This window comes from Nocardia sp. CA-129566 (assembly GCF_050956075.1).
In the GTDB taxonomy this organism is placed as follows: domain Bacteria; phylum Actinomycetota; class Actinomycetes; order Mycobacteriales; family Mycobacteriaceae; genus Nocardia.
Window position 1 is genome coordinate 263,409 of the sequence record NZ_CP192085.1, and the last position, 26,170, is coordinate 289,578.

17 protein-coding genes are annotated in these 26,170 nt (G+C 66.5%); 14 read left to right on the top strand and 3 right to left on the bottom strand.

What is annotated here, in order from left to right:
* Window positions 1–82 precede the first annotated feature (82 nt).
* The 7 genes from ACQP0C_RS01200 to ACQP0C_RS01230 all read left to right on the top strand — a co-directional run bounded on the left by ACQP0C_RS01200 (window position 83) and on the right by ACQP0C_RS01230 (window position 14,017).
* Window positions 83–1,957, top strand: coding sequence for an alpha/beta hydrolase-fold protein (locus ACQP0C_RS01200; protein ID WP_433729738.1), 1,875 nt, complete (start codon window positions 83–85; stop codon window positions 1,955–1,957).
* Between the two features lie 135 nt (window positions 1,958–2,092).
* The gene (locus ACQP0C_RS01205; protein ID WP_433729740.1) at window positions 2,093–2,620 is read left to right on the top strand and encodes a DUF732 domain-containing protein; all 528 of its coding nucleotides are present in this window, start codon (window positions 2,093–2,095) and stop codon (window positions 2,618–2,620) included.
* Window positions 2,611–3,606, top strand: a complete 996-nt coding sequence (locus ACQP0C_RS01210) for a cutinase family protein (RefSeq protein WP_433734820.1) — start codon at window positions 2,611–2,613, stop codon at window positions 3,604–3,606. Before ACQP0C_RS01205 ends, ACQP0C_RS01210 begins: the two co-directional genes overlap by 10 nt.
* 187 nt (window positions 3,607–3,793) lie before the next feature.
* Window positions 3,794–4,837, top strand: coding sequence for an LLM class F420-dependent oxidoreductase (locus ACQP0C_RS01215; RefSeq protein ID WP_433729742.1), 1,044 nt, complete (start codon window positions 3,794–3,796; stop codon window positions 4,835–4,837).
* 191 nt (window positions 4,838–5,028) lie between these two features.
* Window positions 5,029–6,945 carry a long-chain-fatty-acid--AMP ligase FadD32 gene (fadD32, locus tag ACQP0C_RS01220; protein ID WP_433729744.1) on the top strand — a complete coding sequence of 639 codons (1,917 nt, stop codon included), beginning with the start codon at window positions 5,029–5,031 and terminating at the stop codon, window positions 6,943–6,945.
* A gap of 140 nt (window positions 6,946–7,085) precedes the next feature.
* Window positions 7,086–12,449, top strand: coding sequence for a polyketide synthase Pks13 (gene pks13, locus ACQP0C_RS01225; protein ID WP_433729746.1), 5,364 nt, complete (start codon window positions 7,086–7,088; stop codon window positions 12,447–12,449).
* A gap of 23 nt (window positions 12,450–12,472) precedes the next feature.
* Window positions 12,473–14,017 carry an acyl-CoA carboxylase subunit beta gene (locus ACQP0C_RS01230; RefSeq protein WP_433729748.1) on the top strand — a complete coding sequence of 515 codons (1,545 nt, stop codon included), beginning with the start codon at window positions 12,473–12,475 and terminating at the stop codon, window positions 14,015–14,017.
* 80 nt (window positions 14,018–14,097) lie between these two features.
* Here the strand turns inward: ACQP0C_RS01230 and ACQP0C_RS01235 are convergent, their stop codons facing one another.
* Window positions 14,098–14,595, bottom strand: coding sequence for a peptidylprolyl isomerase (locus ACQP0C_RS01235; RefSeq protein WP_433729750.1), 498 nt, complete (start codon window positions 14,593–14,595; stop codon window positions 14,098–14,100).
* A gap of 245 nt (window positions 14,596–14,840) precedes the next feature.
* Here ACQP0C_RS01235 and ACQP0C_RS01240 point away from each other — a divergent pair, with 245 nt between their 5' ends.
* On the top strand, window positions 14,841–18,209 hold the full coding sequence (locus tag ACQP0C_RS01240; protein ID WP_433729752.1) for an arabinosyltransferase domain-containing protein: 3,369 nt from the start codon (window positions 14,841–14,843) through the stop codon (window positions 18,207–18,209).
* Between the two features lie 266 nt (window positions 18,210–18,475).
* Here ACQP0C_RS01240 and ACQP0C_RS01245 read toward each other — a convergent pair whose 3' ends face one another.
* Together ACQP0C_RS01245 and ACQP0C_RS01250 are read right to left on the bottom strand one after the other, a co-directional pair.
* Complete coding sequence (locus ACQP0C_RS01245) at window positions 18,476–18,637, bottom strand: hypothetical protein (protein WP_433729754.1); 162 nt, start codon at window positions 18,635–18,637, stop codon at window positions 18,476–18,478.
* A gap of 275 nt (window positions 18,638–18,912) precedes the next feature.
* Window positions 18,913–21,783 (bottom strand): BTAD domain-containing putative transcriptional regulator, encoded by a 2,871-nt coding sequence (locus ACQP0C_RS01250; RefSeq protein ID WP_433729756.1) that lies wholly within the window; start codon window positions 21,781–21,783, stop codon window positions 18,913–18,915.
* A 99-nt stretch (window positions 21,784–21,882) separates the two neighbouring features.
* Here ACQP0C_RS01250 and ACQP0C_RS01255 point away from each other — a divergent pair, with 99 nt between their 5' ends.
* The 6 genes from ACQP0C_RS01255 (at window position 21,883) to ACQP0C_RS01280 (ending at window position 26,113) form a co-directional block, all read left to right on the top strand.
* The gene (locus ACQP0C_RS01255) at window positions 21,883–22,449 is read left to right on the top strand and encodes a carboxymuconolactone decarboxylase family protein (RefSeq protein ID WP_433729758.1); all 567 of its coding nucleotides are present in this window, start codon (window positions 21,883–21,885) and stop codon (window positions 22,447–22,449) included.
* Window positions 22,446–23,231: an SDR family oxidoreductase gene (locus tag ACQP0C_RS01260; protein WP_433729760.1), complete on the top strand. Its 786-nt coding sequence runs from the start codon at window positions 22,446–22,448 to the stop codon at window positions 23,229–23,231. The genes ACQP0C_RS01255 and ACQP0C_RS01260 overlap by 4 nt, the downstream gene beginning before the upstream one ends.
* A gap of 36 nt (window positions 23,232–23,267) precedes the next feature.
* Window positions 23,268–23,729: a carboxymuconolactone decarboxylase family protein gene (locus ACQP0C_RS01265; RefSeq protein ID WP_433729762.1), complete on the top strand. Its 462-nt coding sequence runs from the start codon at window positions 23,268–23,270 to the stop codon at window positions 23,727–23,729.
* A gap of 13 nt (window positions 23,730–23,742) precedes the next feature.
* The gene (locus ACQP0C_RS01270) at window positions 23,743–24,234 is read left to right on the top strand and encodes a DoxX family protein (protein WP_433729764.1); all 492 of its coding nucleotides are present in this window, start codon (window positions 23,743–23,745) and stop codon (window positions 24,232–24,234) included.
* A gap of 52 nt (window positions 24,235–24,286) precedes the next feature.
* Complete coding sequence (locus ACQP0C_RS01275; protein WP_433729766.1) at window positions 24,287–24,925, top strand: hemerythrin domain-containing protein; 639 nt, start codon at window positions 24,287–24,289, stop codon at window positions 24,923–24,925.
* A gap of 198 nt (window positions 24,926–25,123) precedes the next feature.
* A complete protein-coding gene (locus ACQP0C_RS01280; protein ID WP_433729768.1) occupies window positions 25,124–26,113 on the top strand; it encodes a pyridoxal-phosphate dependent enzyme in 990 nt (329 codons plus the stop codon).
* The last annotated feature ends 57 nt before the right edge of the window (window positions 26,114–26,170 follow it).

A 26,170-nucleotide genomic window follows, 5' to 3' on the forward strand; every position in this document is an offset into this window, starting at 1 on the left:
TCGGATCGCTGAATCGGACAGTGCGCTCCGGTATCCGCGTGTCCTACCGGAAACCGGGAGGTAGCGGGGGTAGGAAACTCTTGTGGCAGGAGTTGCATTCGGCAGCAGGGGGCCGCGCGGGTGGCGCAACGGACGCGTGGCCCGCCGGGCCGCGCTGCTCGCCATCGCCGTGGTGATTCCGCTCGCCTCAGGGCTTTCCCCGATCACCGCACCCGCAAACGCGCAGCCCGCGGTCGCGCCGGTCGCGGTCCCGACGGTGCAGAAGGTGGTCTGGCTCACCGATCGGCGGGTTGCGCTGTGGGTCGATTCACCCTCGATGGCCACGCCCGTCCAGGTGCAGCTATTGCTGGCGCGGGACTGGAACACCCACCCCGACGCCAGGTTCCCGGCCTTGTTCATGCTCGATGGTCTGCGTGCCACCGATGACGAGAGCGGCTGGACCCATGAGGCGGGTGCGGTGGATTTCTTCGCCGATAAGAACGTCACGGTGGTGTTGCCGGTCGGCGGTCAGGCCAGCTTCTACTCCGACTGGCTACAGCCGGATAACGGCCACAACTACAAGTGGGAAACGTTTCTGACCAAGGAACTTCCGCCGCTGCTCGAGAGTCAGTGGCGAGCCTCGGATATCCGTGGCATCGAGGGCATTTCGATGGGCGGCACGGCCGCGATGTTCCTGGCCGGGCGCAATCCGAACTTCGCCAAATACGCGGGTTCCTACTCTGGTGTGCTGACCACGACGACGCTCGGCATGCCGCAGGCGATCCAGTTCGCTCTGCGCGATGCGGGCGGATTCGACTCGGCCGCCATGTGGGGTCCGCCGGGCGGCCCGGAATGGGAAGGGCACGACCCCTACGCGCTGGCCGACAAGCTCAAGGGTGTCAGCCTCTACATCTCCAGCGGCAATGGCTCGACCGGTCCGTTCGACCAGGCCAGCGGTATTCCGGGGGTCAGCACCAACTATGCGGGCATGGGGTTGGAGATCCTGTCCCGGCTGACCTCGCAGAATTTCGTGGCCAAACTGAGCAAGCTATCCATCCCGGCCCAGGTGAACTACCGTCCCTCCGGCACGCATACGTGGCCGTACTGGGACTTCGAAATGCGTCAGTCCTGGCCACAGGCCGCCGCGGCGCTCGGTGTCGATCCGAACAAACTGCCGTGCCAGGCCGTCGGTGCGATCGGCGCACTGGTGGGCAGCAGCGGCTGGCTCGGCGACTGCCTCACCGGGGAGTACCAGGTGGCGGGCGGTACCGCACAGGACTTCAAGGGTGGCCGGGTCTTCTACTCGCCGTCCGAGGGCGCGCATCCGGTCGCGGGCATGATCGGCGGCGGCTATCAGGCGGCGCTGGGACCGGGCGGTCCGCTCGGGCTGCCGACCGGCGATGAGCGCGGGCTGCCCGACGGCCGCGGACGCATGCAGCCCTTCCAGAACGGAATGCTCTACTGGACCCCGCGGACCGGCGCCCAGGTGGTGCGCGGCGCGATCCTCGACGAATGGGGTAGGCAGGGCTTCGAGACCGGCCCGGCCGGATACCCCATCGCACCGGAGGTCAGGACCCCCACCAAGGACGGCGTGGTCCAGTCCTTCGAGAACGGTCCGTTCTTCTACAGCGCCAGGACCGGTGCGCACCGGGTGCAGGGGATGATCCTGGGCAAATACGCCGAATTGGGTTATGAGAACAGCCAACTCGGCTTCCCGGCCACGGAGGAGACCCCGTCGAAGGATTTCGGTCGCTACAGCAAGTTCGAGGGCGGAAATATCTACTGGAGTCCGCTCTCGGGCGCGTGGCCGGTGCGTTCGGGCCCGATCATGGATATGTGGTCGGTGCTCGGCTACGAGAACGGCAGGCTCGGTTATCCGACCAGTGACGAGTTCGGCATTCCGGGCGGCTATCAGCAGAATTTCCAGACCGGATACATCACCGTGCGCGATGGCAAACCCGAAGTTCACGGCATCTAATTCCGATCAGTCTGTTTTCTGATCAATTGCACCGGTAGACCCCTCGAGCGACCTGCGAGCAGTCGCCATTGCTGGCTTTCCTCTAGCCTGGGTGGCGACCCAACCCCTTAGCGAACAGATCGAGGACACGAATTCATGCATCGGACCCGTGGAAAGGTTATCGGCGTAGTCGTGGGGATCGCCGCTACCGGCTTGCTCGCTGCCTGCGGCAATAACGATTCGACGGCGACGAGTACGCCGACGCTGACGCACACCACAACGGCAGCGTCGCCGACCGCCGCCCCGACCAGCACCGGTGCTACCGGACAGCCGCAGGCCTCCGAGCCCGCGCAGACGCCCGCCGAGACGGCGACGCCCGAGCGCCCGCAGCCGGTCCCGACCAATGCCGTCCCGACCGAGGACGGTTCCAAGCTCACCGACAAGGACAAGAAGTTCCTGGACGCGCTGAAGGCCGCCGGTGTCACCACCGCGTCGCCGGATATCGCGCTGAGCATCGGCGCCTACGTCTGCCAGGGCATCGCGGCGAATGCGTCCGACCAGGATCTGATGACCTTCGTCTCGGCGATGGCCGGGTCGGATCCGTCCTTCGATCCGGCGAAGATGCCGGTCGAGAAGGCCGGAAGGATCTACATCGATACGGCTAAGGCGACGTACTGCCAGTGAGTGCGCGTGGTTCGGCGTCCCGCCGGTCCGGGAAACCGGTGGGGTGCCTGCTCTTCATCGGGCTCGTCGTGCTCGTCGTCATCATCGCGGTGGTGCTGTGGTTCGTGCTGGCCGGTCGACTGCGCCCGCCGAAGCCGGGCCCGAAGCCGCCGCCGACACCACCGACCTCGCAACCGGCCTGGTGCCCCGATGTGCAGATGATCTCGGTGCCCGGGACCTGGGAATCGAACAGCAATGACGATCCGCACAATCCGACGGCGAATCCGATCTCGCTGATGCTCAATGTTTCAGGGCCGGTAGCGCAGCAGTTCCCACAGGCGCGCGCGGACGTCTACACCACGCCGTACGTCGCGCAGTTCTCCAATCCGATCGCGATCCCGCCGGACGGCCAGCAGTCGTACAACAACAGCCGCTCCGAGGGTTGGCAACGCACGCTCGACATGATGGCGAGTCGGTATCGCGACTGCCCGCTGACCACGTACGTGATCGCCGGGTTCTCCCAGGGTGCGGTGATCGCGGGCGATATCGCCAATCAGATCGGCGCGGGCAATGGACCGGTGCCCGCGGATAAGGTGCTCGGCGTGACGCTGATCGCCGACGGCCGCCGCACCGGTGACAACGGATCCGGCCAGGCCATCCAGATCGGCACCGCGCCGGCGGGTGTCGGCGCGGAAGTCGCCCTCAACGGATTCAAGGTGCCCGGCATCACGATGACCGGTGCGCGCTCGGGTGGGTTCGGTTCGCTCGCCGACCGCACCTACACCATCTGCGCGCCGGGCGACATGATCTGCGATTCACCCCGAGACGCGTTGAGCCCCCTGAACATCGTGGGCAGTGTGCTGACCCTGGTGCGCGCGATGGGCAACCCGGTGCACAGTATGTACAACGGCTACGTGGTCGACGGTAATGGCACCACCGCGACCCAGTGGACGGCGAACTGGGCCAATGGGTTGATCGAGGGGGCGCCACATCCGGCGCATTCGTGAGATCGCACAGCAAATGCGCGCTCGGACCTGTGTTCGCACGCGCGGTGCTGCGACAACCGCACTGGAGTTCCGTCGCACGCTGTAAAGTGCGCCTGATGATCGCGACGCAGGCAGCTGCCCCCAAAAGCGTGGGCACGTGTGGCCCCGCGTCGCGCCCACATTTCCTTACAGCCAGGAGCAGGAGTTCATGACAGAAGCCGCCGCACCGGCCACCACGGCGAGCCGTGAAGCGGATGCTGAGTTGACCGCATTGGGCACTCCTCTGCGATCCTTCCGCTTCGCGGCGGCGGGCGAGGGAAATAAGCAAGAGGGCGGGGCCCGCAAGTTCATCCAGACGGCGCAGCAGGCCGAGGAGTACGGCTTCGACACCTTCGTCGTGCCGGATCACCTGGGTGACCAGATCGGCCCGATCGCCGCGCTCGGCGCGCTGACCCAGGCCACCGAGCGGATCCGGCTGGGAACCTCGGTGCTGGCCAATGGTTTCCGGCACCCCGTGGTGCTGGCCAAGGACCTGGCCACCATCGATGTGCTGTCCAAGGGCCGCCTCGAGGTCGGCATCGGCGCCGGCTGGAAGCAGGACGAATTCCTCGCCGCCGGGCTGCCCTACGAGGCGCCGGGCGTGCGGCTGGCGAAGCTGGACGAGACGCTGAGCATCCTCGATGTGCTGCTGCGTGGCCAGGAGTGCACCTTCGAGGGCAAGTACTACCAGGTGCACGGTGTCAAGGGCACGCCACGGCCGCGCCAGGGTCCGCGCCCGCCGATCTGTACCGGCGGCGGCGGCCCGAAGATGCTGCGCCTGGCCGCCAAGCACGCCGACATCATCTCGGTCGTTCCGGTCACCACCAAGAACGGCAAGGGTCTGCTCTCCGGCATCACCTTGGACAAGACCATCGAGAAGGTGAACCTGATCAAGGAAGCGGCGGGTGACCGGTTCGCCGATATCGAGCTGAACTGGGCCATAACCGCGATCGTCATTACCGACGATCGGGAGAAGACCGCCGAGATGGCGCTGTCCGCGATCGATCGCGGCCTGCACCCCGACCTCGAGGTGGACGTCAAGCTGTCGGTCGAGGACATTCTCGCCTCCCCGTATGTGGCGATCGGCACATTCGAGGAGATCGCCGAGCAGATCCGTCGGGTGCGGCAACTCACATCGATGTCCTATGTCGGTGTGTTCCCGACCCAGATGGACGCGTTCGCGCCCGTTATTCCGCTGCTGCGGGGAGAGTGACCCGGTCTTCTCTGTAACATGACTCTGGTTTGAGAACATCTAGCCGATAGCGGTCTACCGCGCAGACCGCAATAAAATCTGCAGGCTGGCTCTCGCATGTAGAGCACCCGCTGCGATAGCGAGTCGGGGCCTCACAGGTAACAGCGGCGATATCGCCGTCTTGCTGCGTGTGCCTCGGAGGAGATGAAGGAATGGAAGAGACTTTCGACGATTACCTGGATGAGACCGGGAACATCCGTATTCCCGATGACCACACCCTGGTAGACCACGTCGAGAAGCACACCCGCAACGACGCGAACACCCTCGCGTACCGCTACATCGACTACTCGCGTGAGCGTGACGGTGAGGCGCAGGAGCTGACGTGGCGTGAGTTCGGTGTTCGGCTGCGCGCGGTGGCCGCTCGACTGCAGCAGGTGACCAACCCGGGCGACCGGGTCGCGATCCTCGCCCCGCAGGGCCTGGATTACGTCATCTCCTTCTTCGCCGCGATCTACGCGGGCACCATCTCGGTACCGCTGTTCGATCCGGACGAGCCGGGCCACACCGACCGCCTGCACGCGGTGCTCGGCGACTGCGAACCCTCGGCCATTCTGACCGCGAGCTCCTCCGCGGCCGGTGTGCGTCAGTTCTTCCGCTCGCTGCCCGCCGCACAGCGTCCGCGCATCATCGCGGTCGACGCGATCCCGGACAGTGTCGGCGAGAGCTGGGTGCGCCCCGATGTCGCCGTCGACGATATCGCCTACCTGCAGTACACCTCGGGCTCCACTCGCGTCCCGGCCGGTGTCGAGATCACCCACCGGGCGGTCGGCACCAACCTGCTGCAGATGGTCGAGGCGATCAACCTGGACTGGAACTCGCGCGGTGTCACCTGGCTGCCGCTGTTCCACGATATGGGCCTGCTGACGGTGATCCTGCCCGCGGTCGGCGGCAAGTACATCACCATCATGTCGCCGAGCGCGTTCGTGCGCCGTCCGTACCGCTGGATCAAGGAACTGGCCGCACACAACGACGGTGCCGGAACCTTCGCCGCCGCACCGAACTTCGCGTTCGAGCACGCCGCCGCGCGCGGTCTGCCGAAGAACGGCGAGTCACTGGATCTGTCGAATGTCATCGGTCTGATCAACGGCAGCGAGCCGGTCACCACCTCGTCGATGAAGAAGTTCAACGAGGCGTTCGCCCCGTACGGCCTGCCCAAGACCGCGATCAAGCCCTGCTACGGCATGGCCGAGGCGACGCTGTTCGTCTCCGCCACCAAGGCCGAGGACGAGGCCAAGGTCGTCTATGTCGACCGCAACGAACTCAACGCGGGTCGGATGATCAGGGTCGAGCAGGGCGCCGAGAACGCCATCGCGCAGGTCTCCTGCGGTTATGTGGCGCTGTCGCAGTGGGCGGCCATTGTCGATCCGGAAACCGTCGACTCCGACGGCGGCGGACACGAGCTGGCCGACGGCCGGGTCGGCGAGATCTGGTTGCACGGCAACAATATGGGCATCGGCTACTGGGGTCGCCCGGACGAGACCGCGGCGACCTTCCACAACAAGGTCACCGACCGCCTCGCCGAGGGCAGCCACACCGACGGCACCGCGGCCGACGCGAACTGGATGCGCACCGGCGACTACGGCGTCTACTTCGAGGGCGAGCTGTACATCACGGGGCGGGTGAAGGACCTCGTGATCGTCGACGGTCGCAACCACTACCCGCAGGATCTCGAGTTCTCCGCGCAGGAGGCCTCGAAGGCGCTGCGGCCCGGTTTCGTCGCGGCGTTCTCGGTGCCCGCGAACCAGCTACCCGCCGAGGTGTTCGAACAGGGCAGCCATTCGGGCCTGAGCTTCGACGCCGACGACGCCTCCGAACAGCTCGTCATCGTCGGCGAGCGCGGGCCGGGCGCCGGTAAGGCCGATCCGCTGCCGATCGCCGACGCGGTCCGCGCCGCGGTATCCCAGCGCCACGGTGTGACCGTGCGCGACGTGCTCCTGGTACCCGCCGGGTCGATTCCACGGACCTCCAGCGGCAAGATCGCGCGACGCGCCTGCAAGACTGCTTATCTGGAGGGAACGCTGCGGGGTGGTTACACCCAGCAGGCTTTCCCCGATGCACCGGAAGAGTAATTGCCCGAGGGTGGCGCCGTAGCGGCTGCTCGCAGGTCGATTCGCAAGGATCGGCCCGATCGTCGACGCACGGCGGGCCCTTCCCCCCAGGCGTCGATCCACGGCGCGCCCGGTACCCAGACAGGTAGCTTGAGGAATTGATGGCTGACAACGAGGGCACGCCCACCCAGACGACCGAAACCGTGCCCGCCGCGGCGGACGCGATCGATACCGCTGAGGCTTCGCAGTCCGCTGCGAAGTCCGGCGCCGCGACGACCGATATGTCGGTCGCGGAGCTGCGGGAGTGGCTGCGGCGCTGGGTCTCTGACGCGACCGGTCAACCGATCGAGCAGATCACGGTGGACCGGCCGATGGAGGAGTTCGGGCTGGCCTCCCGCGATGCCATCGCCCTCGGCGGTGATATCGAAGAGCTGACCGGGGTCGTGCTGACCGCGACCATCGTCTACCAGCATCCGACCATCGCGTCGCTGGCCGAGGTCGTCATCAATGGTGAGCCGGAGGCGCCGGAGGAGTTGGGTGACGACTCGTTCTACACCGCCGGATACCAGCCGGGCCAGGCGCACGATATCGCGATCGTCGGCTTGTCGACGCGACTGCCCGGTGCGGGCGATACCCCCGAGTCGACCTGGGAATTCCTGATCAACCGCGGTGACGCGATCCGGGAGCGGCCCGAGGGTCGGTGGGACGAGTTCACCAGTGAGCCCGCGGTCGCCGCGGCGGTCGCCGAAGGCAATACCCTGGGCGGCTACCTCGACCAAGAGGTCGTCAAGGGCTTCGACGCGGAGTTCTTCGCGATGTCGCCGATCGAGGTCGAGCGGGTCGATCCGCAGCAGCGCCTGGCCATGGAGTTGACCTGGGAAGCGTTGGAGCACGCCAGGATTCCGGCGAGTGAGCTCAAGGGTGAGCCGGTCGGCGTGTTCATCGGCTCGACCAGCAATGAATTCCAGTTGATCGCCGCGCTCGGACTCGGCACCTCGGATCCGAATGTGCCCGCCTCGGCCGAGGGGTACGCGATCATGGGCAGCGTCTCCGCCATCATCCCCAACCGGGTGTCCTACTTCTTCGACTTCCGCGGCCCGTCGGTCTCGATCGACACCGCCTGCTCGTCCACGATGGTCGCCGTGCACCAGGCGGTGCGCTCGCTGCGCGACGGTGATTCGAATCTGGCCCTCGCCGGTGGCGTGAATATGCTGCTGTCGCCGATGGCGACGCTCGGCTTCGATCGCAATGGCGGTGTCGCCAAGAACGGCCGGATCAAGGCGTTCTCGTCCGATGCCGACGGTATGGTCCGCTCCGAGGGTGGCGGCTTGGTCGTGCTCAAGCGGCTCGCCGATGCCGAGCGCGACGGCGACAAGATCTACGCGGTGATCAAGGGTTCCGCGATCAACAATGACGGCCGGTCCAACGGTCTGCTCGCGCCCAACCCGGACGCGCAGGCCGATGTGCTGCGCCGGGCCTACCGGGATGCGGGCATCGTGCCGTCGACGGTCGACTACATCGAGGCGCACGGCACCGGCACCCCGATCGGTGATCCGATCGAGGCCGATGCGCTCGGCCGGGTGGTGGGCCGTGGTCGCGATGACGACAAGCCCGCGCTACTCGGTTCGGCCAAGTCCAACTTCGGTCACCTGGAGTCCGGCGCGGGTGCGGCCAGCCTGGCCAAGGTGATCATGGCCTTCCAGCACAACGTGCTGCCGCCGAGCATCAACTATGCCGGTCCCAATGCGTATATCCCGTTCGACCAGGCGCATCTGAAGGTCGTAACCGAGCCGACGGAATTCCCGCGCTACAGCGGCACCGCGACGGTCGGTGTTTCCGGCTTCGGTTTCGGTGGTGCCAACGCACACCTGGTGCTTCAGGAGTACGTGCCGGTCGCCGCGGCGCCCGTTGCCGCCATCGAGCCGGTGGCCGCGCAGGTCGACGAAGAGTCGACGGATGTGATCGAGGAAGCCACCGAGATCGTCGAGGCCGCCGAAGTCATTGCGGCCGAGCCCGAATGGTCGACCGAGCGGACCGAGCCGCTGCCGGTGGTCATCGCGGTCTCCGCCTACCTGCCCTCGCGGCGTCGCCGCGCCGCCGCGGACCTGGCCGACTGGTTGGAATCCGATGCCGGTCGCGATGTTCCGCTGGCGGATGTGGCCCGGTCGACGGCCAAGCGCAGTCACGCGCGTTCGCGCGGTGTCGTGCTGGCCAAGACCCACGAGGAGGCCGTCGCCGGTCTGCGCGCCATCGCGGCGGGTAAGCCGGGTCCCGGTGTGTTCACCGCGGACGCCCCCGCCGCCAATGGCCCGATCTGGGTGCTGTCCGGATTCGGTGCTCAGCACCGCAAGATGGGTAAGCAGCTCTACCTGGAGAATTCGATCTTCCGCAAGGCCGTCGACGAGGTCGATGAGCTGGTGCAGGACGAGGCCGGGTATTCGGTACGCGAGATGATCCTGGACGACGCCCAGGATTACAGCGTCGGCACCTCGCAGGTCGGCATCTTCACCATTCAGATCGGTCTGGCCGCACTGTTGCGCGCGCACGGCGCGCAACCCGATGCGGTGGTCGGTCATTCGATGGGTGAGGTCGCCGGGGCCTATATCTGCGGCGGTCTGGTGCTCGAAGATGCGGTGCGCGTGATCTGCGCTCGCTCGCGCCTCATGGGCGAGGGCGAGGCGATGATCACCGATGACGACGTGCGCAATATGGCGCTGGTCGAGCTGAGTGCCGCCGATATCGAGGCGATGCTGGTCGACTATCCGGACGTGGAGTGCGCGGTGTACGCGGCACCGACCAATACCGTGATCGGCGGACCGCAGGATCAGGTCGCGGCGATCGTGGCGAAGGTCGAGGAGGCGGGCAAATTCGCCCGCGTGCTGCAGACCCGCGGTGCCGGGCACACCTCGCAGATGGATCCGCTGCTGGGCGAGTTGGCGGCCGAGCTGGCCGGTATCGAGCCGACCAAGTTGCAGACGGGTCTGTACTCGACCGTCAATAAGGAAGAGTTCTACCGTCCCGGCAGCGATCCGGTGCACGATGAGGACTACTGGGTCAAGAACATGCGCCACGCGGTGTACTTCACCAATGCGGTGAAGCTCGCGGTGGACACCGGCCATACCACCTTCGTGGAGCTGGCGCCGAACTCCGTTGCGCTGATGCAGGTGCTGGGGACGACGTTCGCGGCCGGTGTGCACGATGCGCAGCTCATCCCGACGCTCAAGCGCAAGGAAGACGAATCGGCGGGCGTAATCGCCGCGCTGGCCCAGCTCTATGTGCACGGGCATCGGGTCGATCTGTCGTCGCTGCTGCCCGCTGGCGAGTACGCCGATATTCCGCGTACCGCATTCCTGCGCAAGCAGTACTGGCCCAAGGCGAAGATGGCCAGCGGCAGCGGTAACGCCCGGGTGCCGGGTGCGCATGTCGCGCTGCCCGACGGTCGGCACGTATGGGAGGTGCAGGCCTCGGCCGTCACCGAGCTCGCGGCACTGGTGAAATCCGCTGCGGCACAGGTGCTCAGCGATGTCTCGCTCGGTGCGTCGGTCCCCCATGCGGTGCTGCCGACGGCCGGAACGCTGACCACCACGCTGACGCCGCATCTCGGCGGCGCGTCGGTACAGGTGCACGCCCGTGCGGGTGCGAACTTCCAGCTGCTGTTCGAGGCGGTCGTGGCGTCGAGTGCGCCGCTGCCCGAACCCGTTGTCGCCGAGGCGCTTCCCGCTGCCGCGGTCGCGACCACCGCGGACGCCGATCTGGAGATCGTCGAAACCTTCGGCGAGCGTTGGGATCCGGCGGGCACCCAGACCCTGGAGGAGCGGCTGGCGCTGATCGTCGCCGAGTCGATGGGGTATGCGGTCGAGGATCTGCCGATGGAGATCCCGCTGATGGAACTCGGCCTCGATTCGCTGATGGCGATGCGCATCAAGAACCGGGTCGAATACGAATTCGATATTCCGCAGCTGCAGGTCCAGGCCGTGCGCGATGCCAACCTGAACGAGGTCGGCAAGGTGCTGCACTACGCCATCGAACACCGCGACGAGGTGCAGGCGATGGCCGATAAGCAGGCCGCCGGCGAGGAGATCGCGGTCGACGGCGGATTCATCGCGGCGGCGCGCGCGGCTGTCGCGGCCGGCGCGGATCCGACGGCTGTGGTGGCGAATGCGGCTGCCGCCGAAGGGGTTTCGCTCGGCGCCGAGAACACCACGGTGGCGGCGGAGGCCGAGGCCGTGGTCGCGGCGGCAGAGACCGCCGCGGGCATTACCGGTGCCGCCGCCGGCACCGCCGCACCCGCCCCGGCCGCACCGGAGCAGGTCGCCGCGGTCGAGGCGAACGAGGCCGCGGTCGAACGGGCGCTGGACGCGCAGGACACCACTGCGGTCGGCGGGGCCGAGGTCGTGGCCGCTGCCGACGCCGCCACGATTTTCGGTGGTCAGCCCGCCGGTGCCGACGAGGACGATGTGCCGCCGCGCGATGCCGCCGAGCGTTTGACCTTCGCCACCTGGGCGATCGTCACCGGAAAGTCGGCGGGTGGCATCTTCAATACCCTGCCGATCCTGGAGGAGGAGGTCGCCGAGAAGTTGGCGACCCGACTCACCGACCGGGTCAAGGCCGAGGTCACCGTCGATGACGTGCTCGACTGCGAGACCATCGAGCAGCTCGCCGATATCGTGCGTGAGCTGCAGGACAGCGGAGCCGATGTGGACGGGTTCGTGCGTCCGCTGCGGCCGCGGCCGGACGGCTCGAATGCCGTGCCGGTCTTCGTATTCCACCCATCAGGTGGCAATACGCTGGTCTACGAACCGCTGCTGAAGCGGCTTCCGGCCGATACCCCGATGTACGGTTTCGAGCGCGTCGAGGGCGATATCGTCGAGCGGGCGCGCCAGTACCTGCCCGAACTCCGCAAGATCCAGGGCAACGGTCCCTACGTGCTCTACGGCTGGTCGCTCGGTGCGGTGTTCGCGCTGCAGGTCGCCCAGCTGCTGCGGGCCGAGGGCGCCGATGTGCGCATCGTCGGCCTGATCGACCTGGCCATTCCGACCGAGGGTGAGGACAACAGCCCCGAGGAGCGGCTGCGTCGCGTCGAGCGCTATCAGGTTTTCGCGAAGAAGACCTACGGCGTGGAAGGCGCGCTGGATCGCGAACAGTTGGAGACGCTGGCCGCGGCATCCGATGAGGAACAGTTCAAGATGATCAGCGATCTGATCAAGATCAGCGGAACCAAGATTCCGGGTGGTGTGCTCGAACACCAGCGCACCTCGTGGATCGAGGGGCGGCACCTGGCCAAGACCACGCCGACGCACTACGACGGCGATGTGGTGCTCTACCTCGCGGATCGCTATCACGACGGCATGATCGAGCTGGAGCCCCGCTACGCCGATCGTCGACCCAATGGTGGCTGGGATGCATACATTCCGAACCTAGAGGTTATTCATATCCCGGGTGACCACCTCCAGATCGTTGACGAGCCGCGGATCGGAAAGATCGGAGCCGACCTCACCGCGAAACTTGCTGTAATTGCCCCGTAGGGGCGCCTGATGAGAGGGGCCAAGTGAGCACTACTGCCGAGAAGCTCGCCGAGCTGCGCAAGAGACTGGAATTAGCGCAGGAACCGGCGGGCGAAGCGGGGGTGGCGAAGCGGGCCAAAAAGGGAATCCCCAGCGCCCGTGATCGGATCGATATGCTGTTCGATCCGGGTACCTTCGTGGAAATCGGTGCACTGGTGCGTAAGCCGGGTGATCCGGCGGCGCTGTACGGCGACGGTGTGGTCACCGGGCACGGCATGGTCGACGGCAGGCCGGTGGCGGTGTTCTCGCACGATCAGACCGTCTACGGCGGTTCGGTCGGTGAGATGTTCGGCCGCAAGGTCGCTCGCATCCTGGAGTATGCGGCCAAAGTCGGCTGCCCGGTGGTCGGTATCAACGATTCTGGCGGTGCACGCGTGCAGGAGGCGGTGACCTCGCTGGCCTGGTACGCCGAGCTGGGTTCTCGGGTGGAGCCGCTCTCGGGCATGGTGCCGCAGGTTTCGTTGATTCTCGGCAAGTGCGCGGGCGGCGCGGTGTACGCCCCGATCAATACCGACGTGGTGGTGGCCACCGAAGAGGCCTACATGTTCGTCACCGGCCCTGCTGTGATTCGTGAGGTCACCGGTGAGGATGTCAGCCTCGAGGAGCTCGGTGGCGCACACAGCCAAGCGCAGTACGGCAATATCCACCACGTCGCCAAGGATGAGAAGACCGCATTCGAATGGGTGCGCAACTACCTGAGCTTCTTGCCGACGAGCTGCCAGGAACGACCGCCGATTGTGAATCCCGGTCTGGAGCCGGAGATCACCGAATCGGATCTGGAACTGAATTCGATTGTGCCGGACTCGGATAACGCCGGGTACGACATGAACGACATCCTGCTGCGCATCTTCGACGACGGTGATTTCCACGAGGTCGGCGCCTCGGCCGGGCGAAATGTCATCACCGGATTCGCACGGGTCGACGGGCGCAGCGTCGGCGTTGTCGCGAATCAGCCGATGGTCTACGCCGGTGCGCTCGACGCCAGGGCTTCGGATAAGGCGGCGCACTTCGTGCGTATGTGCGACGCGTTCGAGATTCCGCTCGTATTCGTGGTGGACACACCGGGATTCCTACCCGGCGTAGAACAGGAGAAGATCGGCGTCATCAAGCGCGGCGGCCGCTTCCTGTTCTCCTATGTCGAGGCCACCGTGCCCAAGGTGACGGTGGTGATCCGCAAGTCCTACGGCGGTGGGTACGCGGTAATGGGCTCCAAACAGCTCGGCGCGGATGTGAATCTGGCCTGGCCGACCGCGCGGATCGCGGTCATGGGCGCGGAGAGCGCGGTCAGTCTGATCGGCCGCAAGCAGATCGAGGCGGCGCCGGAGGACCAGCGCGCCGCGGTGCGCCAGCAGATGATCGACTTCTACAACGCGACCATGGCGACCCCGTGGGTCGCCGCCGAGCGCGGCTATATCGACGCCGTCATCGAACCGTCGGCCACCCGCCTCGAGCTACGGCGTGCCCTATGCCTGCTGCGCGATAAGAAGCTGCCTCGCAACCCGCGCAAACACCACCTTCTGCCACTCTGACGAAGCCGCGACTCCGAATACGGAATCGAGCCCGCAACCGCGAGGGTTGCGGGCCCGATTCCGGTGCGTGGCAGCGGAAGTCAGGCGATGGCAGCCGACTCGATGATGACGGCGTCGTTCGGCACATCCTGGTGCATGCCCGCGGAGCCGGTGGAGACCGCGGCGATCTTGTCGACCACCTCGGAGCCCTCGGTGACCTTGCCGAAGACCGTGTAGCCCCAGCCCTGCGGGGTCGGCGCGGAGTGGTTCAGGAAGTCGTTATCGGAGACGTTGATGAAGAACTGCGCGGTGGCCGAATGCGGGTCGTTGGTGCGGGCCATCGCGACGGTGTACTTGTTGTTCTTCAGGCCGTTGTTGGCCTCGTTCTGAATCGGGGCCTGGGTGCCCTTCTGCTTCATATCGGGGGTGAAACCGCCGCCCTGGATCATGAAGCCGGGGATGACGCGGTGGAAGATGGTGCCGTTGTAGTGGCCCGCGTTCACGTAATCCACGAAGTTCGCGACGGTGCCAGGTGCCTTCGCATCGTCGAGCTCGAGCACGATCGTTCCGAAGTTGGTTTCGAGATTCGCCTTTGTCATACCCCCTACCTTTCCATCGTGTCCGATACCGGTCAGCATTTCGGGTCACCTTTTCGGTCCCGTCCCATTAGCCACGCCGTGGCGCGCATCGTCCGACGAATCCGTTTCCGAGTCGTGATTCCCCGCTTTTTACAGGGGATTCGGGCCGCGCGACTGGGAGTCGTCTCAGAAGTTGCTGGGAGTGGCACGCAAGTTGTGCGCAGCCAGCGCCCGTGGCGACACGCGGCCGGATACCATTGCCAACCGTGCCCGACGCCGCTACCGCTGTCTTGACGAAACCTCCCGCCGCGCCGGAAGTCGCACCGAGCGACTTCCGCACCGCGCGCATGGTCGCGCTGATCGCCGGTGTGCTCGGCGCGCTGTTCGCGCTGGCAGCTCCGTTCTTGCCGGTCAGCCAGACCACCGCGACGCTGAATTGGCCGCAGGGCGGCACCATCAATAGCGTGCAGGCGCCGCTGATGTCGCAGGTGCCGGTCGACCTGGCGGCCAGCATTCCGTGCTCGGCGGTCGATCAGCTGCCGAGCTACGGCGGGATGCTGCTGGCCACGGCGCCGCCACAGGGCGACCGGGCATCGCTCGAGGCGATGTTCGTGCGGGTCTCCGACACATCCGTGGATGTGATCGACCGCAATGCCGTGGTGGCCTCGGCCGAGCGGGCACAGTTGGGCGGGTGCAGCTCGATCACCATCAGTTCCGACAGCAATCGGACCAAGGCGTCGTTCGAGGGCCTCACCACGACGATCGAGCGGCCGGTCGAGGGTGGGGCGCCCGGGGCCACGGAGAAGGTCGCGGTGCCGGTAGCGGGGCAGCTGAACGGTGATCTGCGGCCGCAGGTGGTCGGCGTCTTCACCGATATGAAGGGCGCGGCGCCCACCGGGCTGTCGATGCATATGACGGTGGATACCCGGTTCTCCTCCAGCCCGACCCCGGTCAAGTTGATCGCGATGATCGCGGCGGTGCTGTGCACCCTGATCGCGCTCGGCGCGCTGGCCAAACTGGACAGCAGTGACGGGCGCGGGCACCGCCGGTTCCTGCCCGCGCACTGGCTGAAGCCGACCTGGGCCGACGGCGCGGTCATCGGCACGCTGCTGGTGTGGCATTTCGTCGGTGCCAACACCTCCGACGACGGCTACATCCTGAGCATGGTCCGGGTGGCGCCGCACGCGGGTTATATGGCCAACTACTTCCGCTGGTACGGGGTCCCCGAGGCGCCGTTCGGCTGGTACTACTACGTCATCCAGGCCTTCTCGGAGATCTCCACCGCGAGCCCGTGGGTCCGGTTGCCCGCGCTGTTCTGCGCGATCCTGTGCTGGCTGGTGATCAGCCGCGAGGTGGCGCCCCGGCTCGGGCGCGGGGTGCGCCAGAGCAAGGTGGCGCTGTGGACCGGTGGACTGGTCTTCCTGGCGTTCTGGCTGCCGTTCGACAACGGCCTGCGCTCGGAGCCGATCGTCGCGCTGGGCGCGCTGCTGACCTGGGTTTCGATCGAGCGGGCCATCGCTACCGGTCGGCTGTTGCCCGCCGCGGTCGCGATCCTGGTCGCCGCGTTCACCTTGGCGGCGGCCCCGACCGGTCTGATGTGTGTGGCGGCGCTGCTGGCCGGTATCCGGCCGCTGGTGCGGATCGTGGTGCGACGGCACCGACAGTTCGCCGCGCAGGGTGTCGGCAAGTGGGGTTCGACGCTGCCGCTGCTCGCGCCGATCGCGGCGGCGGGTCTGCTGGTGCTGATCGTGGTCTACACCGACCAGACCTTCGCCGGTATCCAGGAGGCCAATCGGGTCCGTCAGGTGACCGGGCCGAACCTGGCCTGGTACGAGGACTACCTGCGCTACTACTACCTGTTCGTGGAGACCGTCGACGGTTCGCTGTCGCGCCGGTTCGCCTTCCTGATCATGCTGCTGTGCCTGTTCACCACCATGTTGGTGCTGCTGCGGCGCAGGCAGGTGCCCGGTATCGCCAGCGGTCCGAGCTGGCGGCTGATGGGCGTGGTGTTCGGCACCATCTTCTTCATGATGTTCAACCCGACGAAGTGGACCCACCACTTCGGCGCGTACGCGGGCATCGCCGGATCACTGGCCGCGGTCACCGCGGTCGCGGTCTCGGCGAGTGCGCTGCGGGCCAGGAAGAACCGGGCGATCTTCCTCGCCGGATTGCTGTTCGTGCTGGCCATCGCGTTCTCGGGCATCAATGGCTACTGGTACGTGTCCAGCTTCGGTGTGCCGTGGTTCGACAAGCGGATCTCGCTGCACGGCCACCAGTCGAACACGCTGATGCTCGTGCTGTTCGGGCTGGCGCTGGCGCTGGTCGCGTGGTCGGCGCTGCGCGAGGACTACGCCAAACCGCAGCCATCGGCGAAGTCGGTGCGCGGCAAGCGGATTCGCAAGTTCGCCGCCATCCCGCTGACCGTGGTCGCCGCGCTGATGGTGTTGCTCGAGGTGTTCTCGCTGGTGAAGGGCGCGGTGTCGCAGTATCCGGCGTATTCGCTGGCCCGCTCGAACTTCGATGCGCTGAGCGGGAATTCGTGCGGTCTGGCCAATGACATCCTGGTGGAACCGGATGTGAACAAGGGCAATGGCATGCTGACCCCGATCATCGATCCGGCGAATGCGCCGAAGAACGGTGATCCGCTGGCCGGGGCCGATCCGGTCGGCTTCGACCCGAACGGTGTGCCCGAAAAGCTCAGCGCCGACACCATCGAGGTGAAGCCGGGTACCGGCAACACCTCCACTCAGTCTGTGGGCCCGGTGGGTGCGGACGGGCAGAACGCTGGCACCGACGGCGGCTACGGCGCGACCGGTGTCAATGGCAGCCGGGCCACCCTGCCCTTCGGCCTCGATCCGGCCACCACGCCGGTCATGGGCAGCTATCAGCAGGGCGTGCAGCAGCCCGCGCATCTTGTGTCCAGCTGGTACCAGCTGGCGCCGCGCTCGGATGATCGTCCGCTGGTGGTCATTTCGGCCGCGGGCCGCATTCTGTCCGTCGACGACACCGGCGATACCAAGTACGGCCAGTCGCTGACCGTCGACTACGGCAAGCACCTGCCCGACGGCAGCGTGCAGATGCTCGGCACCTACCTGCCGCGCGATATCGGCCCGTTCCCGTCGTGGCGCAATCTGCGCATCCCGCTCGATGAGATCGCGCCCGATGCCGACGCGGTGCGCATCGTCGCCAATGACCCGATTCTGATCGGTGATCAGTGGCTGGCGTTCACCCCGCCGCGGATGCCGAAGTTGGCCTCGCTCAATAGCTTTATCGGCTCCGAGCAGCCGGTGCTGCTGGACTGGGCGGTCGGACTGCAGTTCCCGTGCCAGCGGCCGCTGGACCACAAGAACGGGGTGGCCGAGGTGCCGGGCTACCGGATCCTGCCGGACCGGCCGCTGGCCATCAGCTCGACCAATACCTGGCAGGCCGAGGAGTTCGGTGGGCTCTTGGGCTTCTCCCAGATGCTGGCGAAGTCGAGCACCATTCCGACGTATATGAAGAACGACTGGGCGCGGGACTGGGGTTCGCTGGAGCGGTACGACCAGTACTACCCGAATGCGGTTGCGGCCAAGTTGGATACCGGTAAGGTCGACCGTTCCGGATTCTGGTCGCCCGGACAGCTGCGGGTGTTCTAACTCTTACCGACACAGGCCCGTCGAATCGGCACAACACCGATTCGGCGGGCCTGTTCTATATCTAAATGCGACCGCACGGAATGTTTCTCATAGTGCGGCGTTGTTCGTCGCTGTCCATTCGTGAGCGCACCCACGCTATTGCCCGGGTGTGGTGCCGAACACGCGTCTGGCCTGCGTTTTCGTGCTCTTGACAGCAAAAGGCCGCCGCATCGGCGATTCGCGCCATTGCGACGGCCAGGTGGTCGGTTGGTTGTTGAACGGCAGGCTCAGACTTTTGCCATACGCAGGCCGAGTTCACGACGGAGTAGCTCTTGCGGGGTTTGGCGGGATAACAGGCGCAACACCGCCGGTCGAAGCTCCCGTTGTTCATCATCGGTGAGCAGTCCGACGAGGTCGCGCAGATCCATATCATCGAAGGCCGCGGTCATGAATAAAGGTTACGGCCAGCTTCACCGGTGGGAAGGTATTCGCAACCAACATTTACGACATGGTCACGCTGGTTCACCGTCGTAACGTGCTCGTGCCACAAACACTTCGTCCGTGCGCTCCTCGGCCCACATTGTATGGCGCGCATCACAGGCTGCACGCTGTGGCCCAACGCGTGCCACAACCCAGTGTGGTTCTGGTCACAGGCCGCGCAGATCGTGACGTCACATATCGTCGATACGACACCGGCCGACTCTGACCGCCGTGGAGATCGGGGCTAATCGGAGTCTGCGAGCATATCCAGGAAAGCGCGCATATCGTCGGCCTCCGGGACGCCGAGATCCGCATACAGGCTCATCGCGATACCGGCGTATTCGCGCGCTCGATCGACGTCGCCGAGATCTCGGTACGCGCGGGCCAGCCCGTCGTTGGCGCGCGCTCGCTCGGGGAGGTTCAATGCCTCGTCGGCCAACGCCAGCGCGGTGCTGTGCTTCTCGGCGGCTGAGCCAGGATCGCCTGCGGTGCAGGCCGTCTCGCCGAGGCCGTTGAGCGCGGACGCTTCGTCGCCCCGACTGCCCAGCATCCGATACAGGTCACGGGCCCGGGAGTGGTTGTCTCTGGCCTGGTCCAGCAGGTCGTTGCGGCGACACAGCGATCCCAGATAGTTCAGCACCAACGCCTGGCCGCGCTGATTGCCCACCTCGCAGTGCAGTGCCAGCGCGCGGTCGAGATGTTCGCGGGCGTCGCGGTACTGGTTGTTGTCGGCGCCGAGCAGCATGCCGAGGTTGCCGAGCACATGCGCCTCGCCGACTCGGTTGCCCAGACGATTGGCGAGATCGAGCGCGTCGCGCAGGTAGCGCCTGGCCTCGTCGTAGTCGCGTTTACGCCACGCCACATTGCCGAGCGTGTTCAGCGCTCTGGCCTCCTGATAGCGATCCCCGGAGGCGCGGGCAATCCGCAGTGCCGCTTGCGAATGCGTGGTCGCCCACTCGTAATCGCCTCGTCGCCAGCAGGCCCAGCCCAGGTCGGTCAACGCTCTGGCCTCGCCGATCGAGTCGGCCAGCTGCCTGCTCGCCAGCAGTGCCACCTGGTGCAAGCGTGCGGCGTCGGAGTGGCGGGAGTTGCCGTCGAGATAGGGACGTAGGGTTTCGGCCGTGTCTCTGGCGTGTGCGGGCGTACCGTGGTCGGACGCGTAAGCGGCAGTGGTGACGAGGTTCTCACGTTCGGCATCGAGCCACTCGGCGGCGTCCTCGACGTGGTCCAGCGGCGTCACCCGGGCCGCGGAGGGCGGCAGCGGTTGGCGGTGATCGGCGCTGTAGGGGAACAGCAGATCCACCGCTGCCCGCGCGGTGTGCAGGTAGTGGTCGAAAAGTCGTGACAGCGCGGCGGTTCGGGCATCGTCGGATTCGTCCACCGACACCATGGCGCGGGCATGCTGGCGCAGCAGGTCGTGGAAGGTGTAGCGGCCGGGCTCGTATTGAGCTATCACATGAACGTCTAGGAGGTCTTCCAACAGCATTTCGGCGTCGTCCACCGAGATATCGGCCAGCGCCGCCGCGGCGCCGGGATCGATGTCGCGCCCGGGGTGCAGGCCGAGCAGCCGGAACATCCGCTGCCCGTCCGCGCGAAGCTGCCGATACGACAGGTTGAACGCGGCAACGACACCCCGTTCGGCCGTGGACAATTCGGCCAGCCTGCGCCGCTCCCCACGCAGCCGCCCCGCCAGATAGCCGACGGTCCACTGCGGGCGGTGCAGCAGTCGAGCGGCGGCGATCCGCACCGCCAATGGCAGGAACCCGCACAGGTGCAGCACGTCCAGCACCGCGAGCGGTTCGGCGGTTGCGCGTTCGCCGACGATCCGGTCGAAGAGGTCGACAGCATCGCGCGCGGGCAGTGGATCGACCGACAATGCCCGAGCGCCATCCAGGTTGACCAGCCGCCGCCTGCTGGTTATCAAGATGAGACTGTCCGACCCACCGGGCAGCAGCGGCCGGACCTGATCGGCATCCACAGCGTTGTCCAGCACCGCGACCACTCGCCGCCCGGCCAGTTCCGACCGCCACAGCGCACCGCGATCGGCGGTGGTCTGCGGAATGCGTTCGGCGGGAATTCCCATTTGGCGCAACAGGATTTCCAGCGCCGCATCCGTCGCGACCGGTTGCCGGTCGATCGTATGCGCTTGGAGGTCGATGAACAGCTGACCGTCGGGGAATCGGTCGGCTACTCGGTGCGCGGTGTGTACCGCGAGCGCGGTCTTGCCGATGCCCGCCATGCCGTCGATCGTGGAGATGATCGCCCCGGTGCCGGCCGGTGGTGCGAGCAGATGTTCGAGTTCGGCGCCTCGGCCCGCGAAATCCGGTATGTCGTACGGCAAGAAGTTCGCACAACGTGGCACGGGTTCGGTGCGTGCGGCCAGTGCCGTTACGGGTGTGGGCGGTTCGCCGTCATCACGCAACACTGCCTGCTCCAGCGCGACGAATGCGCGTCCCGGATCCAGACCCTGCGCCTGCGCGAGTGCCGTCCGGAACGACCGTGCGGCGGCGAGCGCATCGACCTGCCGTCCCACTCGATGCAGTGCGAGTATCAGTTGACCGGCCAGCTTCTCCCGCAGCGGGTTTGCGGTGACCATCGCTGCCAACTCGTCGAGCACCGCCTCGTGCCGGCCCAACCCGAGTTCCACCTCGGTCAACTGCTCGAACGCCGCCAACTGCTTCTCCTGCAGGTGGCGTCGCGCGGGTGCGACGTAGTCGGCGTTCAGATCGGCGAGCGCCTCGCCGTGCCACAGCGCCAGCGTCGCACGCAGTTCCGCCACCGCGGCCTCGGGGTCGGTGCCGGCCAGCGATCGGCCGGCACCGACCCGGCTGGTGAATTCCTCGAGATCGAACTGCCCCGGCTCCGGCAGCGCAACGTATCCGGCAGATCTGGTCTGCAGTACCTGCGCCGCGTCCGCTTCGCGCAATATCTTGCGGATCGCCGTCACCGCGGCGTGGATCTGCGAGCGCGCGGTGTCCGGGGGATCGGTGCCCCACATGGCCTCGATGATTCGGTCTGCGCTGCACACTCTTCCGACATTGACCAGGAGATAGGCGAACACTGCCCGATGTCTCGGTGCCGCGGCCGCCTCACGGCCGTCGACCACGATTTTCATTGGTCCGAGGACCGTAAAACGCACACCCATCTCGGCTCCATACAACACCCATCGTGAAGGCATCGCAAAAGTATCAACGGGCCGTAACACGCTGTTCCCATGCCGCAAATGCCCCCGATAGACCCGGAGAACGCGGGTGACGCTGCCGGACACCTCTTCACTGTCAGCCAGCAGCTGTTCGGCGTCACACCTAACAACGTCAAGGTGATGGCGCAAAGCCCGGCCGCCCTGCGGGGGTATGTCGCCCTCACCGAAGCGCTGGGCGGCAGCGAGATGCCGGCGTTCGCACGTTCCGCTGTCGGGCTGCTGGTCGCCCAGGAACACGGGTGTGACTACTGCCTTTCGGCGCACAGCTTCCTCGGCAGCCGCCTCGCGGGGATGACCGAGGACGAGCTCAGCGACGCCCGATTCGGCTCGGCCGACGATCCGAAATATGCGGCGATCCTGGCCTTCGCGGCGGCACTGATCCGCCGCCGCGGCGCCATCACCGACGACGAACTCTCCACGGCCCAGGCAGAGCTGACGTCTACCGAACTCGTCGACGTCATCGCGCACGTGGCGCTGGCGATCTTCGACAACTACCTCGTCCTGGCCGGACGAGTGGACATCGACTGGCCATTGGTCCGGCATACGGACGATGCGCACGACACGAAGGAAGCGAAATGACTATGCAGGACAGCACGATCGCGGTAGCGGGCGCCACCGGACGGCTCGGCCGTCACGTCGTCGAGGTGCTCACCGAAGCAGGGCACAAGGTCGTGGCGATATCGCGATCGACCGGAGTGGATGTGGTCACCGGTGCCGGACTCGCCGAAGCGTTGCACGGCGCGACCGCGGTGATCGACGCGTCGAGCACGCCGTCGTTCGAACAGCAGGCGGCCACCGATTTCTTCACCGCCTCGGCCCGCAACCTGCACGCGGCCGCGCAGGCGGCCGGAGTGCAGCGGATCGTGGCCGTGTCCATCATCGGCATCGACGGCTCCACCGCTGGATACAACGCCGCCAAGCTGGTGCACGAGCAGACACTGCTGGCGGGCCCGGTGCCGACCCGAATTCTGCGGGCCGCGCAGTTCCACGAGCTCGTCGAACAGATGATGCAGTGGGGCGCGCGAGGTTCGGTGATCTACATCCCGAAGATGCGTACCCAACTGGTCTCGGCACGCGCGGTCGCCGAACAGCTGGCCGAATTCGCGACCGGCGCGTGGTCGGCGCACCAAGGCGGCCCGTTCCCGGAGATTGCCGGACCGCGTGCCGAATATCTGGCCGAGATGGCCCGGCTGGTGATCGCGCGACGCGGGGACGACCGGGCGATCGAGGAGGTCAGCGATCCGGCCAACCCCGACCGCGACCTGTACGAGAGCGGCGCTCTACTCCCCGGGGCGGATGCCGTCCTGTCCGGTCCGAGCTTCGCCGACTGGCTCGACCAGCAGGCTCGCGTCCACCACTGATTTCGAATTATCAACTCCCCAGAAGGAACACCCGACATGAACGCTCGCATGAAGAACCCCGCCATGGTCCTGCCGGACGCGATGAAGGGAATCAACACCCTCTACAAGGCCACTTATCAGGGCGGAGTTTCCGCCGAACTGCTGGAATTGGTTGCACTGCGGGTCAGCCAGATCAACGGGTGCAGCGCCTGTGTGCACTCCCACCTGGCGGGCGGTCGTAAGGCGGGGGTCGGCGACGAGAAGCTGTTCGCCGTCGCCGCGTGGCGAGAATCCGCCGAGTTCAGTGCGGGCGAGCGCGCGGCGCTGCTACTGGCAGAGGTCGCCACCCGGATCGCCGACAAGTCCGACGATGCCGTGCCGGACGCCGTGTGGGACGAGATTGCCGATCACTACGACGAAAACCAGCTCTCCGCAGTCATTCTCATGATTGCGCTGACCAACTTCTTCAACCGCCTCAACACCAGCATCAAGGAGCCCGCGGGCGCCAGCTGGGCCTGAGCGGAGGATGACGATGACTTCACAGAACTCGAGATCAGACGCACTGTCCCGGATCCGGACCGCCGCGTACTGGGCGACGACCCTGCCGGTCGCCGCCGAGATGTTCAAAGGCGGCATGTGGGACCTGACCCGGGAGCCGTTCGCGGTCGAAACCTTCGATCAGTTGGGTTACCCCAGGTATTTCTTGACGATCCAAGGCATCTGCAAACTGCCCATGGCCGCAGTGCTGCTGGCCCCGGGAACGCCGCGGCTCAAGGAGTGGGTCTACGCCGGATCCCTCGCCGTCTATCTGGGCGGCGCGGCCTCGCACCTGGCGAACGGCAATCCACGCAAATTCGCCATGCCCGCAACGGTTCTCGCCGGGTTCGCGGCCGCTTCGTGGGCGCTGCGGCCGACAGCGCGCCGCGATCCGAGTCCCGATCCGATCCGGGCGACCTTGCGGATCGGGCGGGGCATCTTGCACGCCCTGATCTCCGCACCGCCGCCGGAAGCGGCGCGTCCGTGAGCGCCGACTCGATCGGCGGAACCGATCCAGACCATTGCACCAGGAGCAACCCGTGACCCTCGACATGACGACGATGTACGCCATGCACAACGCGCTGCGGCGCGAACTCGAATACATCGCCAAGATCGCCGATCGGATCGACGACGATCCGCGCAAGATCCTCGCCACCGCTGCCGGTTGGCAAATGTTCACCAAATCCCTTCTGGTGCACCACACCGCCGAGGATGACGCGCTGTGGCCGGTGATGCGGCAGACGCTCGCCGAAAGACCCGACGAGTTGGCACTACTGGACGCCATGGAGGCCGAGCACGCCGTCATCGATCCGCTGCTCGAGCAGATCGACGCGACCTTCGCCGATCCCGACAGTGGTCCGCAACGCCTCGGCGGTCTGCTCGATGCCTTGGTGACCGGGTTGACCGGGCACCTGAAGCACGAGGAGGGCGAGGCATTGCCGCTGATTCAGGCGGTCGTGACACCGGAGCAGTGGCAGGCGTTCGGTCAGGTGCACGGCAGTCGCATCGGTCCCGCTGCTCCGCAACTGATTCCGTGGCTGCTGGACGGCGCCGACGAGCAGACGGTCCAAGTGCTGCTGGCCCCGCTGCCGGAGCCGGTGCGTGCCGCGTACCGCGATCAGTGGCAGCCCGCGTATGCCGCGCTCGATCGGTGGCGTGCGGGCACGGCGACTTCGTGAAGGCCGCACACCGCCCTCGCCCGGGTATTCGGGCCGAGGGCGGCGTGCGTCGGCGGTTCGCCGCTCACAGTGCCGACTCGGCGAGCTGCGATTAAAGTACCGGACGGTATTGAGATGAGGGCATGTGCGATCATGCCGGGTCTTGCCGGGACCCGGCAGCGTCGACGGAAACCTGTGATCGATGAGGAGAACCGTCGGATGCGCACTCCCACCTATGGCGAGGTCGAGGCGGCCGCCGCACGTATTGCCGGTGTAGTCCGGCCCCTGACCATCGCGCCCATGGGCAGGCAATCGGAGGACGAGCAGGCGGCCGGTTCCCTCCGGCCGTCGACCGAGACGGGCGGCGCCGAAATCTTCCTGGGACTCGAATTCCTGCAGCACACCGGTTCTTTCAAGGCCCGCGGCGCGGCCAACCTGATGGCGGAACTGATCGAAACCGCGACCATGCCCGATGCCGGTATCGTGTCCGCTACCGGCGCCAATGCCGATATCGGATTCGCTTGGGCGGCAAGGGTGTTCGACGTGCGGGCGACGGTGTTCCTGGCGGGTGCAACGCCTCGGGCCAAGATAGCGCGGCTGCGTGCGTTGGGCGCCGAGGTTCGGTTGGCAGGCGAGACGCAGGACCATGCGAGGGAATCCGCCCACGAGTTCATGGCGAGCACCGGCGCGATCGACGCCTACACCTACGACGACAACCTGACCTCGGCCGGTGCGGGCACCATCCTGCTCGAATTCGTCGACGCGGTGGCTGGGTTGGACACAATCGTCCTCGCGGTCGGCGCGGGCGGCATGTTCTCCGGAATCGCCGCGGTCGCCGACCATTTCGGCATTCGCGTGGTCGGGACGGAACCCGATGGCAGCCGGGCGCTCAATGCCGCATTGGCTGCCGGCGCGGTGCTCGACGTGGACGTGGATTCCATCGCGGCCGATTCTCTCGGCGCGCCAAGGGTTTCCGCTGCCGCGCTGGCCTGGGCCAAGGCCACGGACGTGCGCTCGGTGGTCGTCGACGACGCAGCGATCATACGGGCCCGCCGACAGCTGTGGGAGCGGCATCGACTCGTCGTCGAACACGGCTCGGCGACCGGCTTGGCGGCGCTGGCTACCCGGGCGTACCAGCCACGCGACGGTGAACGAATCGGTGTCGTGCTGTGTGGAGCCAATACCGATCCCAGCGACCTGGTCGACTGAGCGCTCCGTCGCGGGCCGCATCCAGCAGGCACTCACCTACTAGGGTCGACGTTATGG

Bases quoted from the DNA above. Each gene is read 5' to 3' on its own strand.
- ACQP0C_RS01280 (WP_433729768.1), top strand. From the start codon at position 25,124: ATGCGCACTCCCACCTATGGCGAGGTCGAGGCGGCCGCCGCACGTATT.
- fadD32 (WP_433729744.1), top strand. From the start codon at position 5,029: ATGGAAGAGACTTTCGACGATTACCTGGATGAGACCGGGAACATCCGT.
- ACQP0C_RS01270 (WP_433729764.1), top strand. From the start codon at position 23,743: ATGACTTCACAGAACTCGAGATCAGACGCACTGTCCCGGATCCGGACC.
- pks13 (WP_433729746.1), top strand. From the start codon at position 7,086: ATGGCTGACAACGAGGGCACGCCCACCCAGACGACCGAAACCGTGCCC.
- ACQP0C_RS01235 (WP_433729750.1), bottom strand. From the start codon at position 14,595: ATGACAAAGGCGAATCTCGAAACCAACTTCGGAACGATCGTGCTCGAG.
- ACQP0C_RS01245 (WP_433729754.1), bottom strand. From the start codon at position 18,637: ATGACCGCGGCCTTCGATGATATGGATCTGCGCGACCTCGTCGGACTG.
- ACQP0C_RS01250 (WP_433729756.1), bottom strand. From the start codon at position 21,783: ATGAAAATCGTGGTCGACGGCCGTGAGGCGGCCGCGGCACCGAGACAT.
- ACQP0C_RS01255 (WP_433729758.1), top strand. From the start codon at position 21,883: ATGCCGCAAATGCCCCCGATAGACCCGGAGAACGCGGGTGACGCTGCC.
- ACQP0C_RS01205 (WP_433729740.1), top strand. From the start codon at position 2,093: ATGCATCGGACCCGTGGAAAGGTTATCGGCGTAGTCGTGGGGATCGCC.
- ACQP0C_RS01265 (WP_433729762.1), top strand. From the start codon at position 23,268: ATGAACGCTCGCATGAAGAACCCCGCCATGGTCCTGCCGGACGCGATG.
- ACQP0C_RS01215 (WP_433729742.1), top strand. From the start codon at position 3,794: ATGACAGAAGCCGCCGCACCGGCCACCACGGCGAGCCGTGAAGCGGAT.
- ACQP0C_RS01260 (WP_433729760.1), top strand. From the start codon at position 22,446: ATGACTATGCAGGACAGCACGATCGCGGTAGCGGGCGCCACCGGACGG.